General features: G+C 67.6%; 14 protein-coding genes. 8 read left to right on the plus strand and 6 right to left on the minus strand.

Features of this window, described 5'->3' with window-relative positions; all coding sequences use genetic code 11:
* Positions 1-97: 97 nt before the first annotated feature.
* The 6 genes from dnaK (at position 98) to ACFQ50_RS06780 (ending at position 9,007) form a co-directional block, all read left to right on the plus strand.
* Complete coding sequence (gene dnaK, locus ACFQ50_RS06755; RefSeq protein ID WP_377994758.1) at positions 98-1,969, plus strand: molecular chaperone DnaK; 1,872 nt, start codon at positions 98-100, stop codon at positions 1,967-1,969.
* A gap of 2 nt (positions 1,970-1,971) precedes the next feature.
* Positions 1,972-2,628 (plus strand): nucleotide exchange factor GrpE, encoded by a 657-nt coding sequence (locus tag ACFQ50_RS06760; protein WP_377994759.1) that lies wholly within the window; start codon positions 1,972-1,974, stop codon positions 2,626-2,628.
* Between the two features lie 93 nt (positions 2,629-2,721).
* Positions 2,722-3,699 carry a DnaJ C-terminal domain-containing protein gene (locus ACFQ50_RS06765; RefSeq protein ID WP_377994760.1) on the plus strand — a complete coding sequence of 326 codons (978 nt, stop codon included), beginning with the start codon at positions 2,722-2,724 and terminating at the stop codon, positions 3,697-3,699.
* 15 nt (positions 3,700-3,714) lie between these two features.
* Positions 3,715-4,137: a heat shock protein transcriptional repressor HspR gene (locus ACFQ50_RS06770; protein ID WP_377994761.1), complete on the plus strand. Its 423-nt coding sequence runs from the start codon at positions 3,715-3,717 to the stop codon at positions 4,135-4,137.
* 81 nt (positions 4,138-4,218) lie between these two features.
* Positions 4,219-7,017, plus strand: coding sequence for a PEP/pyruvate-binding domain-containing protein (locus ACFQ50_RS06775; RefSeq protein WP_377994762.1), 2,799 nt, complete (start codon positions 4,219-4,221; stop codon positions 7,015-7,017).
* Between the two features lie 349 nt (positions 7,018-7,366).
* On the plus strand, positions 7,367-9,007 hold the full coding sequence (locus ACFQ50_RS06780; RefSeq protein ID WP_377994763.1) for a DUF222 domain-containing protein: 1,641 nt from the start codon (positions 7,367-7,369) through the stop codon (positions 9,005-9,007).
* A gap of 79 nt (positions 9,008-9,086) precedes the next feature.
* Here the strand turns inward: ACFQ50_RS06780 and ACFQ50_RS06785 are convergent, their stop codons facing one another.
* The 6 genes from ACFQ50_RS06785 to ACFQ50_RS06810 form a co-directional block, all read right to left on the minus strand.
* Positions 9,087-10,049, minus strand: a complete 963-nt coding sequence (locus tag ACFQ50_RS06785) for a D-2-hydroxyacid dehydrogenase family protein (protein ID WP_377994764.1) — start codon at positions 10,047-10,049, stop codon at positions 9,087-9,089.
* A 49-nt stretch (positions 10,050-10,098) separates the two neighbouring features.
* On the minus strand, positions 10,099-10,419 hold the full coding sequence (locus ACFQ50_RS06790; RefSeq protein WP_377994765.1) for a hypothetical protein: 321 nt from the start codon (positions 10,417-10,419) through the stop codon (positions 10,099-10,101).
* Positions 10,420-10,514: 95 nt separating this feature from the next.
* The gene (locus ACFQ50_RS06795) at positions 10,515-10,910 is read right to left on the minus strand and encodes a universal stress protein (protein WP_377994766.1); all 396 of its coding nucleotides are present in this window, start codon (positions 10,908-10,910) and stop codon (positions 10,515-10,517) included.
* Positions 10,907-12,565 (minus strand): tripartite tricarboxylate transporter permease, encoded by a 1,659-nt coding sequence (locus tag ACFQ50_RS06800; protein WP_377994767.1) that lies wholly within the window; start codon positions 12,563-12,565, stop codon positions 10,907-10,909. Before ACFQ50_RS06800 ends, ACFQ50_RS06795 begins: the two co-directional genes overlap by 4 nt.
* Positions 12,566-13,069 (minus strand): tripartite tricarboxylate transporter TctB family protein, encoded by a 504-nt coding sequence (locus ACFQ50_RS06805; RefSeq protein ID WP_377994768.1) that lies wholly within the window; start codon positions 13,067-13,069, stop codon positions 12,566-12,568.
* Entirely contained in the window at positions 13,066-14,076 is a 1,011-nt protein-coding gene (locus ACFQ50_RS06810) for a Bug family tripartite tricarboxylate transporter substrate binding protein (protein WP_377994769.1), read from the minus strand. Before ACFQ50_RS06810 ends, ACFQ50_RS06805 begins: the two co-directional genes overlap by 4 nt.
* A gap of 249 nt (positions 14,077-14,325) precedes the next feature.
* On the opposite strand from ACFQ50_RS06810, the gene ACFQ50_RS06815 reads away from it, so the two are divergent.
* Together ACFQ50_RS06815 and ACFQ50_RS06820 are read left to right on the plus strand one after the other, a co-directional pair.
* On the plus strand, positions 14,326-15,900 hold the full coding sequence (locus ACFQ50_RS06815; protein ID WP_377994795.1) for an ATP-binding protein: 1,575 nt from the start codon (positions 14,326-14,328) through the stop codon (positions 15,898-15,900).
* 12 nt (positions 15,901-15,912) lie between these two features.
* Positions 15,913-16,581, plus strand: a complete 669-nt coding sequence (locus ACFQ50_RS06820) for a response regulator (RefSeq protein WP_377994770.1) — start codon at positions 15,913-15,915, stop codon at positions 16,579-16,581.
* Positions 16,582-16,598: the final 17 nt, after the last annotated feature.

The raw sequence follows: 16,598 nt of genomic DNA on the forward strand, positions 1-16,598 counted from the left end.
TTTGGATTGACTTAAATTCCGCGCTGAGTAAAGTTGAGTGCAGACCGCTCAAGGAAGTGGGCGACCCCAAGTTTCCACGGAAAGAAGGAAGCAACACATGTCACGTGCAGTAGGTATCGACCTCGGAACCACCAACTCCGTCGTCTCCGTTCTCGAAGGTGGCGAGCCCACCGTTATTGCCAACGCCGAGGGTGGCCGCACCACGCCGTCGGTCGTTGCGTTCTCCAAGTCCGGCGAAGTCCTGGTCGGCGAAATCGCCAAGCGCCAGGCCGTCAACAACATCGACCGCACCATCGCTTCCGTCAAGCGCCACATGGGCACCGACTGGTCCGTGCCCATCGACGACAAGAAGTACACGGCCCAGGAAATCTCCGCCCGTGTCCTCATGAAGCTCAAGAACGACGCCGAGTCCTACCTTGGCGAAAAGGTCACCGACGCTGTGATCACCGTTCCGGCCTACTTCAACGACGCCGAGCGCCAGGCCACGAAGGAAGCCGGCGAGATTGCCGGCCTGAACGTCCTGCGCATCGTCAACGAGCCCACCGCGGCAGCCCTGGCCTACGGCCTGGACAAGGGCAAGGAAGACGAACTCATCCTGGTCTTCGACCTCGGTGGCGGCACGTTCGACGTCTCCCTGCTGGAAGTCGGCAAGGACGAAGATGACTTCTCCACCATCCAGGTGCGCGCCACCGCCGGTGACAACCGCCTCGGCGGCGACGACTGGGACAACCGCGTCGTGGAGTACCTGCTGAACCAGCTCAAGGTCAAGGGCATCGACCTGTCCAAGGACAAGATCGCACTGCAGCGCCTCCGCGAAGCTGCCGAGCAGGCCAAGAAGGAACTCTCCTCCTCCACCAGCACCAACGTCTCGCTCCAGTACCTCTCCGTCACCCCGGACGGCCCGGTGCACCTGGACGAGCAGCTGACCCGCGCCAAGTTCCAGGACCTGACCAAGGACCTGCTCGAGCGCACCAAGAAGCCGTTCCACGACGTCATCAAGGAAGCGGGCATCAAGCTTTCCGACATCGACCACATCGTGCTCGTCGGCGGCTCCACCCGCATGCCCGCTGTCTCCGAACTGGTCAAGGAACTGGCCGGCGGCAAGGAGCCCAACAAGGGCGTCAACCCGGACGAGGTTGTGGCCGTTGGCGCAGCCCTGCAGGCCGGCGTGCTGAAGGGTGAGCGCAAGGACGTTCTCCTGATCGACGTCACCCCGCTGTCCCTGGGCATCGAAACCAAGGGCGGTGTCATGACGCACCTGATCGAGCGCAACACGGCCATCCCCACCAAGCGGTCCGAGACCTTCACCACGGCTGACGACAACCAGCCGTCCGTGGCCATCCAGGTCTTCCAGGGCGAGCGCGAGTTCACCCGCGACAACAAGCCGCTGGGCACGTTCGAGCTGACCGGCATCGCGCCGGCCCCGCGCGGCGTCCCGCAGGTCGAGGTCACCTTCGACATCGACGCCAACGGCATCGTGCACGTCTCCGCGAAGGACAAGGGCACCGGCAAGGAACAGTCCATGACCATCACCGGCGGCACCGCGCTCTCCAAGGAAGACATCGACCGCATGGTCAAGGACGCCGAGGAGCACGCAGCCGAGGACAAGGCCCGCCGCGAGGCCACTGACACCCGCAACACCGCCGAGCAGCTCGCCTACTCCGTGGACAAGCTGATCGCCGACAACGCTGACAAGCTGCCGGAAGAGGTCAAGACCGAGGTCCAGTCCGACGTCGACGCCCTCAAGAAGGCCCTCGAAGGCACCGACGACGCCGCCGTCAAGACCGCGTTTGAGAAGCTGCAGGCTTCCCAGACCAAGCTCGGCGAGGCCATCTACGCCCAGGCCGGTTCCCCGGACGGCGCCACCGGCGCTGCAGGTGCTGAAGGCACCCCCGCCGGCGACAAGACGGGTTCTTCGGATGAAGATATCGTCGACGCTGAGATCGTCGACGAAGAAGAGAAGAAGTAACCATGCCGCATCACGGTAACGAAGAAGAGCACAACTCTTCCCGCGACCAGGGCAGCAACCGCGACGAACCGGTCATCCGGGACCACCGCAAGGTGGACCCGGTAACCGGGGAAGCCCGCCACCCGCAGGGTGAGCCGGCAGCCTCCGCGGCGGATTCCGACGGCGACGCCCTCGCCCAGGCTGAGGAAATCCTCAACCAGGTCGAGGTGCCCGCCGAGGAGTCCGTGGCGCAGGGGACCGAGGCCGCCGCGGCGGCGGAGCTGAAGAACGACCTGCTCCGCCTGCAGGCCGAGTACGTCAACTACCGCAAGCGGGTCGAACGCGACCGCGCCGTGGCAGGGGAGATGGCCGTCATCGGCGTCCTGAACTCCCTGCTCCCGGTGCTGGACGACGTCGACGCCGCCCGCCAGCACGGTGACCTCGCGGACGGCCCGTTCGCCGCGATCGCCGCCAAGCTGGAGAACGCGCTGAAGACGTACGGCCTGACCCGCATCGACGAGACCGGCGTGGAGTTCGACCCGACCATCCACGAGGCCCTCATCCAGCAGCCCGGCGATGACATCGAGGTTGACACCGTCAGCCAGGTTCTCCGCTCCGGCTACAAGTCAGGTGAACGGGTCCTCCGCGCGGCCCAGGTCATCGTCGCTGTCCCGGCGTAGCATTACCCCATCGAGTTGGCAGTTCGCGCAGTGATTCGCAAGAACATTGCCGCGAACTGCCATCTCGGCACAGAGATTTGAAAGGAAACGCCATTGGCTAGCCAGGACTGGGTGGACAAGGACTTCTACAAGATCCTTGGTGTTGCCAAGGACGCTTCCGACGCCGACATCAAGAAGGCATACCGGAAGCTTGCGCGGCAGTACCACCCGGATACGAACTCCGGGGACGCTGCTGCGGAGAAGAAGTTCAAGGACATCTCCGAGGCGTACTCCGTGCTGTCCGATCCTGATGAGCGGCAGCAGTATGACGCCATCCGGGCCATGGGCGGCGGGGCACGTTTTGCGCCTCACGGTGCCGGGAGCACGGCGAACGGCGGCTTCGAGGACCTCTTCGGCGGCCTCTTCACCGGTGGCGCCGGTCGCCACTCCGGCGGGTTCAGCACCGCTGGTGGCGTTCCACCCGAGTTCGCCGACCTGTTCGGCGGCGGCTTCGGTGGCGGCCCTGCCGGTTACCAGCGCGCACCGCAGAAGGGTGCCGACCGGTCGGCGAGCACCAGCATCTCCTTCGCCGGGTCCATCCGCGGCACCACCATTGGGCTGCGCGAACCGGACGGCGAGGTCATCGACGTCCGGGTGCCCGCGGGCATCAAGGACGGCCAGAAGGTGCGCGTCCGCGGCAAGGGCCAGTACGGCCCGGCGGGCAACGGCGACCTTCTGGTCACCGTCAATGTCAAGACCCATGACTTTTACACGCGCGACGGCGACAACCTCCGGATCCACGTTCCGGTCAGCTTCCCGGAGGCTGCTTTGGGCGCCGACATCGAGGTTCCCACGATCGACGGCGAACACGTCCGGGTCCGTGTTCCCGCCGGCACGCCGTCGGGGCGCACGCTCCGGGTCAAGGGCCGCGGTGTCAAGACATCGAAGGCCACCGGGGACCTGCTGGTGACCATCGACGTCGCCGTGCCGCAGAACCTGAGCAAGGAAGCCGAGGAGGCCGTGAAAGCATTCGCAGCGGCCACCACCGGAGCGGACGTCCGCCAGGGCCTGGCAGCCAAGGCCCGGCTTTAGGGACGGGTGCCGGCCGTGGACATCAATTTCGATCAGCCGATCTTCGTCATCTCGGTGGCCGCCGAGCTTGCCGACATGCACCCGCAGACACTCCGCCAGTACGACCGGCTGGGCATTGTCTCGCCCAGCCGGGCGCCGGGCAAGTCCCGGCGCTACTCCCAGCAGGACGTCAACCGGCTCCGCGAGGTGCAGCGGCTGTCCCACGAGGGCGTCTCGCTCGAGGGGATCAAGCGCATTCTGGAGCTCGAAAACCAGGTGGCTGCACTGCAGCGCCGGGTGAGCGAACTGACCGAGGAACTGGCCCGCCGTCGTGATCCCCTGGATTCCCGGATCTTCGCCGCCGGCACCGCCGGCGACGTGGTGAGCCTGGCGCGCGGCCAGCGCCCCCGTCCCCGTTCGCAGGCCGTCGTGGTGTGGCGCCCGCGCGGCGATAGCTAGCAAGCCGCCTCCAGCCAAGCGCCTCCGGCCAAGCGCGGATGGCCTTCCCATTGCCAGAATCGGATGCGGTGCCAAAATAGGGTGCAGCGCCGGAACGGGGTCACCAGCCGCAATGCCGCGGCCCAGGCTCCCGGGCAGAAGGGACGCAGGGCCGTGACCTACATCAAGGATTTTGACCAGCTGGGACGCAGCGATCTGGACGAGGCAGGCGGCAAGGGTGCCAACCTCGGTGAGCTGGCCCGGGCCGGTTTTCCGGTGCCGCCGGGCTTCGTGCTCACCACGGCGGCCTACCAGGACTTCGTCAACGCCAACGGGATCGCCGGCCGCATCCTTGAACTTGCCGCCCTCCCCGCCGGCGCTTCGAACAACGACTATGACGCTGCCGCCATGCAGATCCGCGCCTTGTTCGCCGAGAGCAGGATGCCCGAGGAGATTGGCGGAGAACTCCTCGCTGCCTACGGGCGGCTGGGCAACCAGACGGCGGCCGGAGCAGGCGACGAGGCCGGAGCGGAGTCCAGCGGCGACGCCGCACGGGTGGCGGTGCGGTCCTCGGCCACGGCGGAGGACCTCGCCTCGGCCAGCTTCGCGGGCCAGCAGGACACTTACCTGAACGTCACCGGGCCGGATGCCGTGGCCGCCGCAGTCATTGACTGCTGGGCGTCGTTGTGGAACGCCCGCGCCATGGCATACCGCTCACGGAACGGCTTCGACCCGGCCACTGTGCGCCTCGCCGTGGTGATTCAGGAAATGGTCGACGCCGGGGCCGCCGGCGTGCTGTTCACAGCCAACCCTGCTACCGGCCGCCGGGACCAGTCGGTGATCAGCGCCGCCTGGGGGCTGGGCGAGTCCGTGGTCAGCGGGGCCGTTTCCACGGACGACGTCGTGGTGGATGCTGCGACGGGGCGCGTGGAGCAGCGCCGGACGGCGGACAAAGACGTGATGACGGTCTATGGCCGAACCGGCACCACTGAGCAGCCTGTTCCCGAAGAGAAACGCCGGGCGCCCGTGCTCGGCGATGATGCGGCGGCCGCGCTGGCCCGCCAGGGAGCGGCCATAGCGAAGCACTTCGGGGTGCCCCAGGACATAGAGTGGGCGCAGGCGGCAGGGGAATTCTTCATCCTGCAGGCGCGTCCGATCACCGCACTGCCCGAGCCTTCGGCCGACGCACCGACGGAATGGCCGCTGCCCTATCCGGACGGGATGTACTTCCGTGCCAGCATCGTCGAGCAGCTGCCGGACCCGTTGTCGCCCCTGTTCGCCGACCTCATCGACGGCTCGGTTACCCGGTCCCTGAAAGCCCTGCTGGCCGAGGCGGTCGGAAGCAGTAACGTGGTGCGGCCAGGGGACGTGTCGCTTCCCACCGTCAACGGCTACGCGTACTACTACTACAGCAACGCCGGAATGCGGCGGGTGATGGGCAAGTCGCTGACGGCGATGCGCGCACTGGCCCGGGGCAAGGCCCATATGGGAATCAAGGGCTGGCGCGAACATTCGCACCCAAGGTACCGCGGGCTTGTGAAGTTCTGGGCGGCCAAACCGCCGGCGGACCGTCCGGCCCCCGAGTTGCTGGACGGCATTTCCGCGCTGCTGGACGCCGGGGCCGCGTACTACACAGCGGTGCAGTCCATCATTCCGATCGCCGCCACCAGCGAGATCATGCTCCGGGGCTACTACGACAAGCTCGTCCGCGGGCCCGGCGACCCGTCCGCGGAGGTCTTCCTCCTCGGCTACGACAGCGAGCCCATCCGCGCGGAGAAATCCCTGTATGACCTTGCGGTGTGGACCCGCGAGAGGCCGCAGCTCGCCGCCGCCGTCACGGAAGGATCAGCGGCCGCCATCGCCGATGGTCTCCGCAGCGGCACGCCGCCCGCTGGCGTGTACGGGAGCGGGGACGGGGTTGCGGGCGTGGATCCGGAACAGTGGGACCAGTGGCGTTCCCGCCTCCAGCGGCACCTGGACCGCTACGGGCACGCCGTCTACAACCTTGATTTCGTTAATCCTGTGCCGGCCGATGACCCGTCGGCACTGCTGGAGACCCTGAGGTACTTCGTGCGGGGCCAGGGCAAGGATCCGCACCAGCGCCAGCAGTTGTCAGCCGACCGGCGGGAGGAACAGGCCCGGCTGATCAGCGCCAGACTGGGGCCGCGCCGTCGAGCGGTTTTCCGCAGGCTGCTGCGGTGGGCGCAGAAAGCGGCGCCTGTGCGCGAGGACGCACTGGCCGACGTCGGCCTGGCGTGGCCACTGATGCGCCGGATGCTGCTGGAACTGGGGGAGCGGCTCACGGCTTCGGGCGTCATCGCCGCACCCTCCGACATCTTCTGGCTTCGCCTCGATGAACTCCGCAATGCCATCGACTTCGGGCTGGCAACGCCCGGCGCGGCCATCACCGGCACGGACCGGCCGGTGCGGGCAGAAGCCGTTGAACAGCGCAAGATGCTGTGGCGGGGCCAGCGAAAAGCCGCGGCCCCGCAGCTGCTGCCCGAGAGCCGGTGGATGGAACGCGCGTTCGGCAGCATGATGCCCGCGCGTACGCGGCAGCAGGCCGGAGATGTCATTACCGGCGTCGGCGCGAGCTCCGGACAGGTGACCGCACCGGCCAGGCTGCTGCACGGCCCCGACGACTTCGCCAGCATGCGTCCCGGCGAGGTGCTCGTGGCACGCATGACCACCCCCGCGTGGACACCGCTGTTTGCGATGGCATCGGCGGTGGTCACGGACGTTGGCGGCCCGCTGAGCCACAGCTCGATTGTCGCCCGTGAGTACGGCATTCCCGCCGTTCTGGGAACGGGCGTGGCCACCCAGCGGGTCACCAGCGGACAGCAGATTAAGGTCGACGGCGACGCCGGAACCGTCATGCTCGACGGTTCCTGTGCTCCCTAAAGTCCAGGGTCACTGCCGCCACGGGCAGCTGACGCAGGGCCGGGGCCCTCGGAGGCGGTGGGCGACCGGCGGTAGTGGCAGCGTTGCAGGCTACCACGGCTGATTTGTGGGGAACGCGCACGAGCGTACAGTTGCGGCCCTGGTCTGCGGTACTGCAGGTAAGAATGTCAGTGCCCCGGATCAGAATGGGTTTATGGAAGCTTTCGGGGGACGCACCGCACACCGGGCCGCAGGGCCGGGTGCCGGCGTGTTGGCTTCTGTGACAGGGAACGACGGCGATGGCTTGCTCAGCCGGGGGTCCTCCGCTGGCGCGGTTAAGAATGTCAGTGCCCCCTCTCATACTGTGGGTATGGATAACGGCACGGCTGCTGCGGAGGTGTTGGAGGCTATTGGTGCCTCTGCCTTGGCGTTGGCCGCCGAGCTCCGGAGGGCCGCTGGCGCGGCTGTTCTTGATCCTGCCCCGGCGGGCGCTGATCCGTTGCCGCATCACGTTGACCCGCTTGGGGAGCAGGCGGCTGCGTTCCTGGGCGGCCTGACCGGGGTGGCCGGGATGGAGGCCCGGCTTGCGGCGGTGAAGGTGCAGTTTGCCGCCGGTTACGCCGCGGCGGATGCGGCGATGGCGGGACCTGGTGAAAGCCCGCAGGACGTTGCCGTGCGGCAGATGTCCGTGACGGCGGAGGTGGCCGGTGCGCTGACCATCAGCGAGGGTGCGGCAGCGCGGTTGCTGGTTGAATCGAGCATGCTGAGCACGGATCTGCCGGTGACGCTGGGAGCTTTGCGGGCGGGGAGCATTTCCTGGCAGCACGGGCGGGTCATGTGCGATGAAACCGACGGGCTGTCAGCCGAAGCCGCAGCAGCCCTGGAAGCGCACTTCCTGGATCCGGACGCTTCCAACCGGGCGCGGGGTTGCCCGGCGGGGGAGCTGACCCCGGCGAGGTTCCGCGCCAAGGCACGGTATTGGCGGGAACGGCATCATCAGGACAGCATCGAAACCCGCCACCGCAACAGTGTGAAGGACCGGCGCCTGGAGTACGTCCCGGCCCGGGACGGCATGGCCTGGCTCTCGGCGTTCCTGCCCGCGGACCAGGCCGCCGGGATCTGGAACCGCTCCACCGCCGCCGCACGCGCAGCCCAGGGCCCGACCGAGACCCGGACCCTGAGCCAGCTCCGGGCCGATGTCTTTTCCACCGGCATGCTCGGTCCCGTTTCGGGGATTGATGGCACGGGCGCAGCATTCTTCGCCGGCCCGGTGCCCGCAGGTGCTGGGCCCGCAGGTGTTGGGGCCCCAAGTCTTGGGGCCGCGGGGGACGGGCCCGCTGCTGATGGGACGGCTCGTGGTGTGCCGGTGGGTGATGTGCCGTCCCCGAGGGCGCAGGTCCTGGTCACGGTTCCGGTTTTTTCGCTGCTCGGACTGACCGAGGAACCGGCCACACTGGACGGGTACGGGCCCATTCCCGCCAGCATGGCCCGCCGGCTCGTCGCCGACGGCGCGAGATCGTTCCTGCGCGTCCTGACCGATCCGCGGGACGGGGCTCCGCTGGAGATCGGACGCACCAGCTACCGGCTCACCAAACCGATGCGCCAATGGCTGCGGCTCCGCGATGCGCGGTGCACGTTCCCGGGCTGCAACAACCACTCCCTGGACAACGACGCCGACCACATCCTGGCCTGGGCCGACGGCGGCACCACCGGCGTCGCCAATCTTGGCCAGCCCTGCCCCAAACATCACCGCCTGAAACACGCGTCGGCGTGGACGCCGGTCGGCGCCACCAGGGAGAGCCCGCCCGGCTGGATCTCACCCGCCGGACGGTCCTACCCCACCGAATACCAGGACTGGGAACCACCCCACTGGCCAGACAGCCTCGAACCGGACAGCCTCGACCCGGACAGCCTCGAACGAGGCAACTTCGACCTCGACAGACCCGAGAACCTCGGCCCACCCCTGCCCTTGGATCCCTTGCACGACTGGTCTCCACCAAGCGCTGCATGAGGGCGTGTCTTTCGTATTCCGACGCGCCCAACCGCAGTTTCGGCTGCCTCCGGCGCTAGAGTCCCAGGCAGTCAGCTTCCTACGGCGTGAGCACCCTGATCGGGGAGCCGTCCAGCCATGCCGTGACGTCCTCGAATGCGCCGCCGAAGAATGCCCGGTAACTCTCCTGTGTGACGTAGCCCAGATGGGGCGTCAGGAGTGTCCGGGGCGCGGCCAGCAAAGCGTGCCCTGCCGGAAGCGGTTCCTCGTCGAACACGTCAATGGCCACACCGCGGATCCACCCCTCCTGCAGGGCTGAGACGAGAGCCGTTTGGTCGACGAGGGGGCCGCGGGCGGTGTTGACGAGGACGCCCTGCGGGCCGAGAAGCTGCAGTTCCCGTTCGCCAACCGTCCCCTCCGAGCGCGGCGACAGGCGGAGGTGCAGCGAGACGACGTCGGACTCCGTGAAGAGTTCTTCCTTGCTGACCCTGCGGGCGCCGGCCGCTGCGGCCGTTTCCTCCGTCAGGTTCTGGCTCCAGGCCAGTACGTCCATCCCGAAGGCGCGGCCGTAGGCGGCCATGCGCTTCCCGATCTTTCCGAGGCCAACGATTCCGAGCGTCTTGCCGGCGAGCTCGAACCCGATGCCGTGTTGCCAGCGCCCGGCCCGCAGGGACGTCTCTTCCGCGGTCAGGTTCCGGGCGAAAGCCAGCAGCAAGGCCCATGTCAGTTCCGGCGCGGCTGTGGGCGAGCCGCCCGTTCCGCACACTACAACGCCGTGCTCGGCTGCCGCTTCCAGATCGATGGCAGCATTGGCGGCGCCGGTGGTCACGAGCAGTTTCAGCTGCGGCAGCTGCCCGATGACGCTGCGGGGAAACGGCGTGCGCTCCCGCATGGCGATGACGATGTCAAAGTCCGCGAGGGCCGCTGCGGTTTCGGCCTCCGAGCCAAAATGCCCGCCGAACACCGTGACGGCGACGCCTCGCTCTGCCAGGGAGCTCCACGGGGCGAAGTCCTCCGCGACTCCCTGGTAGTCGTCCAGGATGGCTAGCCGGTACTGGTTCATGGCTTTACGGTATCGGACGGTTGCCGCGGCCAGCGCCGGTCGGCAATTGTCAGGACCGGCGGGCCCAGCGGGTCTGGCCGTCCCGGCCGGGAATCCGGGTGCCGCCCGGGCCGGTGATGGTCCTCCGGGCGCGCCGGAAGACCATCACGCCGTCGTTCTGCAGAAACAGCGCGCGTCCCCGGCCGCCGTCCTGGATAAGCCAGATGACGCTGCCGTCCGGAGCCCGCATGTCGATGCAGCCTGCGGCGACGGCGCACCCGTTGCGGCGGATCTCCACCTCGTCAGCGGGGGAGAGCGTTGCCCAGTTGGTTACGGGTTGGCGGGCCGGCCATGGTGAACGGGCCCGGAGATCGGGGGCGCAAACGGTCATGAGTGATGTCCTTCCAAAATGCCTCGGGTCAAAATGCCGCGGCCCGCGGCGTGGTTAGTGGTGGCGTGAGGGCGGAGCCGCTCAGGGGCGAAGGCTCAGCCGCCCGCTTTGACGGCCAGCACCGGGCACGATGCCTCCAGCAAAATCTGCTGGGCGGTGCTGCCCATGATCAGCTTCCCTACCGGGGTCCGTTTCCGGAGGCCGATCACGATGAGTTCGGCCCGGTACTTCTCCGCAGCGTCCAGCACCTCGTTGGCCGCGTCGTTGCCCCGGACCGGCTGAAGCACCAGGTGCTCTATCCCTTCGTGGTCCAGCCGTTCTGTCACCTCGTTGATGTCGGCCGCCTGGGCGTACCTCTTGTCCACGATGGCGTCTCCCCGGGAGGAATTGATGATGACCAGTCGCGTTTGGCTCTTGTGCGCCTCCGTGATGGCCCGGTCCAGGGCTGCGGTCCCCTCGGCCGTGGGGACGTAACCGACGATGATACTCACGGGTTCTCCTGTCCGTGGTTGGCGTGGTTGGCGTGGGCGGCGTGGTTGTCAGCCGCAGGGCGGACAGCGGCAGGTGCCTCCACAGCGGGTGAAAGATAGGAACCGGCTGAGGGTTCCTCAACCGACGGCTCCTCGGCAGGCCCACCGGCCATGGCCAGTCCGGCGGGGCGCGGCCGCAGGCGGCGCCAGAGCTTTGCCGCCAAGGGCCAGAGGAGGACCAGGGCCACGATGATGTAGACGACGACGGCGATCGGCTCGCTCCAGAGGCCGGACACGTCGCCCGCGCTCAGCTGCAGTGTCTGACGGAGCTGCTTTTCAAGACGCGGTCCGAGGATCACGCCAAGGATGAGCGGCAGGACGGGAAGCCCATAACGGCGCATCATGAAGCCGAGTGCGCCCAGGACCAGCAGGACCACCAGGTCGAACGCCTGCAGGTTCACCGAGTAGGCGCCCAGCGTGGCGAAGAAGAGGATGCCGGCATAGAGGTAGGGGCGGGGCAGGCGGAGCAGCTTTGCCCAGACGGGCGCCAGGGGCAGGTTGACCAGCAGCAGGAGGAAGTTGCCGATGAACAGGCTGGCGATCAGCGCCCACACCAGGGGGCCTTCGTTTGCGAACAGCAGCGGACCCGGCTGGATGCCGAACTGCACGAACGCGGCGAGCATGACTGCCGCCGTCGCGTTGGTCGGCAGGCCGAGGGCCAGCATGGGGGTCAGGGTACCGGCGGCGGCGGCGTTGTTGGCAGCCTCCGGTCCGGCAACGCCTTCGATGGCGCCCTTGCCGAACTCCTCGGGGTGCTTGGAGAGCCGCTTCTCGGTGACGTAGGAGAGGAACGTGGGGATCTCGGCGCCGCCCGCGGGCAGTGCGCCGAACGGGAAGCCGAAGGCAGTGCCGCGCAGCCACGGCTTCCAGGACCGCTTCCAGTCCTTCTTGCCCATCCATGGCGTGCCCACCGGGATGATCTGCAGCGGGGTGCGGCGCAGGTGTGCCGCGACCCAGAGGGCTTCACCGACAGCGAAGATCGCCACTGCGACCACCACGACGTCGAGGCCGTCAGCCAGCAGCGGCAGGCCGAAGGTGAGGCGGGCCTGGCCGGAAACGATGTCAAGGCCTACGAGGCCGACCGCCAGCCCCAGGCCCAGGGACGCGAATCCACGCAGTCGGGACGAACCAAGGACGGCGGTAACGGCCAGCAGGGCCAGGACCATGATGGCGAAGTAGCTCGGCGAGCCGAGGCTTACGGCGAACTTAACCACGATCGGCGCGAAGACCACCAGGAGAGTGGTGCCGATGGTGCCGGCAATGAACGAGCCGATGGCCGCCGTCGCCAGCGCCTGGGCTGCCCTGCCGGCCTTGGCCATCTTGTTGCCCTCGATCGCAGTGATCACCGAGGACGATTCGCCGGGGGTGTTGAGCAGAATTGAGGTGGTCGAGCCGCCGTACATGCCGCCGTAGTAGATGCCGGCGAACATGATGAAGGCACTCGTCGGTTCCAGGACGGAGGTCACCGGAAGCAGCAGGGCCACGGTCATGGCCGGGCCAATGCCGGGCAGCACGCCGACGGCGGTGCCGAGGAGAACGCCGATCAGGGCGTACAGGAGGTTCATGGGGGTCAGCGCGGTGGCGAACCCGGCCATGAGTGAGGACAGGATGTCCATCTAGAGAATCCCTTCAAGGAGCCCGGCAGGGAGGGCGATGCCCAGGCCGAGGTAGAAGCCGTAGAAGGTCAGGAGCGCCAGGGCCACGGAGATGAGTCCGTCACGGACATAGTGGCGGCTGCCCAGCGCCCAGACGCTGCCCCAGAAGAGCACCGTTCCGGAGATGACCCAGCCGGCCCAGTCGATCAGCAGGATGTTGGCGACGAACGCACCGGCCAGCGGTAGGACGGTCTTCCAGTCGGCCGGGTGGGTCAGGTCGACGTCCTCGCCGCCTTCGGCCTCGCCGCGGCCGCCGCGCAGGACATTCACTGCCAGCATTGCGGCGCAGACGAGCAGGAGCCCACCCACCACGATCGGCAGGGCCTTGGGTCCCACCGGGTCTGACTGGGAGTAGGGCACAACCAGGCGCAACGCGTCGGCGAGGACGATGGCGCCGGCCACCCCGAGCAGGGCTGCGACGCCCAGCTCGGAGCGGCCTTTAAGGCGGGAGGCCAATGAGGTCACGCCAGGCCGAGCTTCGTCAGGACATCGGCTACGCGCTTGTCCTGGTCGGTGAGGAACGACTTGAATTCATCGCCGGTGATGAAGGCATCGGTCCAGCCGCGCGTCTTCAGCGTTTCCTTCCAGGCGGCCGACTCATGCATTTTCTCCAGGGTGGCGATCAGGGCGTCGCGGTCGGCGTCGCTGACGCCGGGAGGGGCCACGATGCCGCGCCAGTTGGTGAAGACCAAGTCGATGTTGGATTCCTTGAGCGTGGGGGCGTCCACTCCCTCAAGTCGCTTTTCACCGCTGGTCGCCAGCACGCGGATGTCGCCGGACTTGATCTGCTGGATGTATTCGCCTGCGCCGGAAGCCGCGAAGCCCAGCTTGTTGCCGATGATGGCCGGGAGCAGGTCGCCGCCGCCGTCGTAGGAAACGAAGTTGACCTTCTTGGCGTCGATGCCCACTGCACCTGCGAGCTGCATGGGCAGGAGGTGGTCAGGGCCGCCCGCCGATGAGCCGCCGCCGACGCTGACCTTGGACGGGTCCTTCTTCCAAGCGGTCACAAGGTCGTCGATGGTCTTGTAGGGGGAGTCCTTGGAGACCATGATGGCGCCGGGCTCTTCGATGAGGCGGGCCAGCGGGGTGGTCTGGGTCAGCTTTGACTCGGACTTGTTGGTGTAGCTGGCGCCAACGACGCCAAGGCCCATGAGCATGGCCAGGTCGCCGTTGCCTTTTTCGTTGACGATGCGGGCCAGGCCCACGGTGCCGCCGGCGCCGGCGAGGTTGAAGACCTCGGGGTTCGTGGCCAGCTTCTCGTCCTCGAGAACCTTTGCCGCGGCGCGGGCGGTGGTGTCGTAGCCGCCGCCGGGGGTATTCGGCACCATGATCCGCAGCCCGGCAAGGGGTGCGGTACTGGCTCCGCTCGTGGAGGGGCCGGCCGCGGTCTTGCCGGTAGCTCCGCAGCCGGACGCCATCAGGGCAATGCCTGCGGCTACTGCGGCCACGCGCAGTGCGCTCATTCCGCGCATGTTTTTCCTCTTCTCGTTTTTGATCCGTTTGATCGGGGTGATTCCGATGCTAGGGCCCAACGTGACCGGGCTCACCCTTGTGTAAGCAGAGAAAGTTAAGTTCATTTCGTTCACGTTTCCGGAGTCCCACTGGGCGCCCTGACGGGGAAATGGCCGGGTAGCGTGTCAGGTATAGTTCAGCGCACCCCCGGACCTACTGGAAGACCGGACCCACAGGAAGAACAGCAGCACATGACTCGACGGCGAGGAATGTCCCTTGCGGGACAGTATCTTCGGCTGCAGCTCCTGATCGTGCTGGCCGTGCTGGTGGCCGTGGTGGCGATCTCGCTGGCCCAGTCGGCGGCAGCCTTTGAACGCGTCGAGGGCCGCCGGGCCCTTTCTGCCGCGGAGACGCTCGCAGCGACCCCTGCCGTCCGGAGCCTGCTGCCGGATGCCCAGCCCCAGGGCAACTCCGTGCTGCCTTCGGTGTCCGAGGCGGTCCGGACGATTTCGGGGTCCTCCCAGGTGGCGCTGGCCCGGGCCGACCGGACGGTGGTGACGTCGTCGGACCCGTCCCAGGAGGGCCGCCAGCTGGAACTGGGCGACAGCGCGGTAATGTCCGGGCGGGCGTGGACCGGGGTGGTCGGAACCGGAGCCGGGGAAGCCGTCGCCGCGCACGTGCCGGTGCTGGATGACGCCGGGAAAATGGTGGGAATTGCCGTTGTGGGCAGGAACTACCCGTCGGTGCTGGAGCGGCTGGGTGACGCGGTCCCGAACCTGCTGACTTATCTGGGCGTGGCAAGCGTACTGGGCGTGGCCGGCTCGCTCCTGCTGGCCCGCCGCGTCAAACGCCAGACGCTGGGCATGGAGCCGGACGAGATCACCGGCCTTGTGGAGAACCGGGAGGCGATGCTGCACGGGCTCAAGGAAGGCGTGGTGGCGCTGGATCCCCAGCAGCGGATCACGGTGGTCAACGACAGTGCGCGGAGCCTGCTGGGTCTCCCGCACGACTGCGTGGGCAAGGACCTCGGGAGCCTTGCGGTGCAGCCGGTGCTGCGCGAGGTCCTCACCGAAGACCAGCCCGGCCCGGACCGGCTGGTCCTGGTGGGGGAGAAGCTGCTGGTGCTGAACCGGATGCCGATGCGCTCGCACGGACGGGTGATCGGCTCAGTCACCACCCTGCGCGACCGGACGGAGCTGGCCTCCCTGGAACGCGAGCTGGGTACAACGCGGACGGCCACCGACACCCTCCGGGCGCAGGCACACGAGTTCGCCAACCAGCTTCACACGATCTCTGGACTGATCCAGATTGGCGAGTATGACGCCGTCGTCCAGTTCGTCAACGGCACGACGTCGAACCGGACCCGGCTGAACGACGACGTGACCAGCAGGATCGAGGACCCTGCCCTCGCCGCGCTCCTCATTGCCAAGTCGAGCCTCGCCGCCGAACGCGGGGTGTCCCTGCAGCTCGTGGGGGATTCGCGGCTGGGCAAGGTTGACGAGGAACTCTCCCGTGACCTGACCACCGTGGTGGGCAACCTGGTGGATAACGCTCTTGATGCCGTCACCAACACCTCCGAGGCGGAGGTTGAGGTACTGATCGGAGAGAACGACGGCGGCGTGCGGGTTGACGTGCGGGACTCGGGACCGGGGGTCCCGGTAGAGGTCATGGACGACATTTTCCGGCAGGGGTTCAGTACCAAGAATTCGCCCGACGGCGGCCGCGGCTACGGCCTGGCGCTCGCCAGGGTGGTCTGCCAGCGCCGCGGCGGACGGCTCATCGTTCGGAACGACCACGGTGCGGTATTCACGGCACTGCTGATGCGCAAAACTGCTGATGCTTAAAGAGGGGCAGCCTTGATCAACGTACTTATCGTCGACGACGACTTCATGGTGGCCAAAGTCCACGCGGGCTTTATCCAGCGCACGCCGGGATTCGCCGTCGTCGGGGTGGCGCACACAGGAGCGCAGGCGGTACTGGAGACGGCCCGGCTGCAGCCGGACCTGGTGCTGCTGGACATCCACCTGCCCGACGTCAACGGCCTGGACCTGATGCACCAGCTGCGGGAAGTGGCGCCTGAGCTGGACGTGCTGGTGATCAGTGCCGCGCGCGAGGTGGAGACCGTGCGGAAGGCGCTCCGCGGCGGGATCGTGCACTACCTCATCAAGCCGTTTTCCCAGACCGACCTGCAGGAACGGCTGGAGCACTACCGCAACACCTACCAAAGCCTCGACTCGTCCAAGGACGTGGCTGAGCAGTCGGACGTCAACCGCGTCTTTGGGCTGGAACGCGCGGACCGGCCGCTGCCGAAAGGCTGCAGCGCCGAGACGCTCCAGCTGGTGGAGAAGGCGCTGCGCGCCGGCGGCGCAGACGTGTCGGCAGCGGAATTGGCCGAGCAGGTGGGGACGTCGCGTGTCAGCGCGCGGCGCTATCTCGAGTACCTCAACGACGCGGGGCTGGTGGACGTGACACTCAAGTACGGCGTCGGACGTCCCGAGCGGCGATATGTGTGGAAGGCGGGGTGAGCAGCCGGCTGTTGATG

It is taken from the genome of Arthrobacter sp. NPDC056493, from assembly GCF_042795115.1.
Lineage (GTDB): Bacteria > Actinomycetota > Actinomycetes > Actinomycetales > Micrococcaceae > Arthrobacter.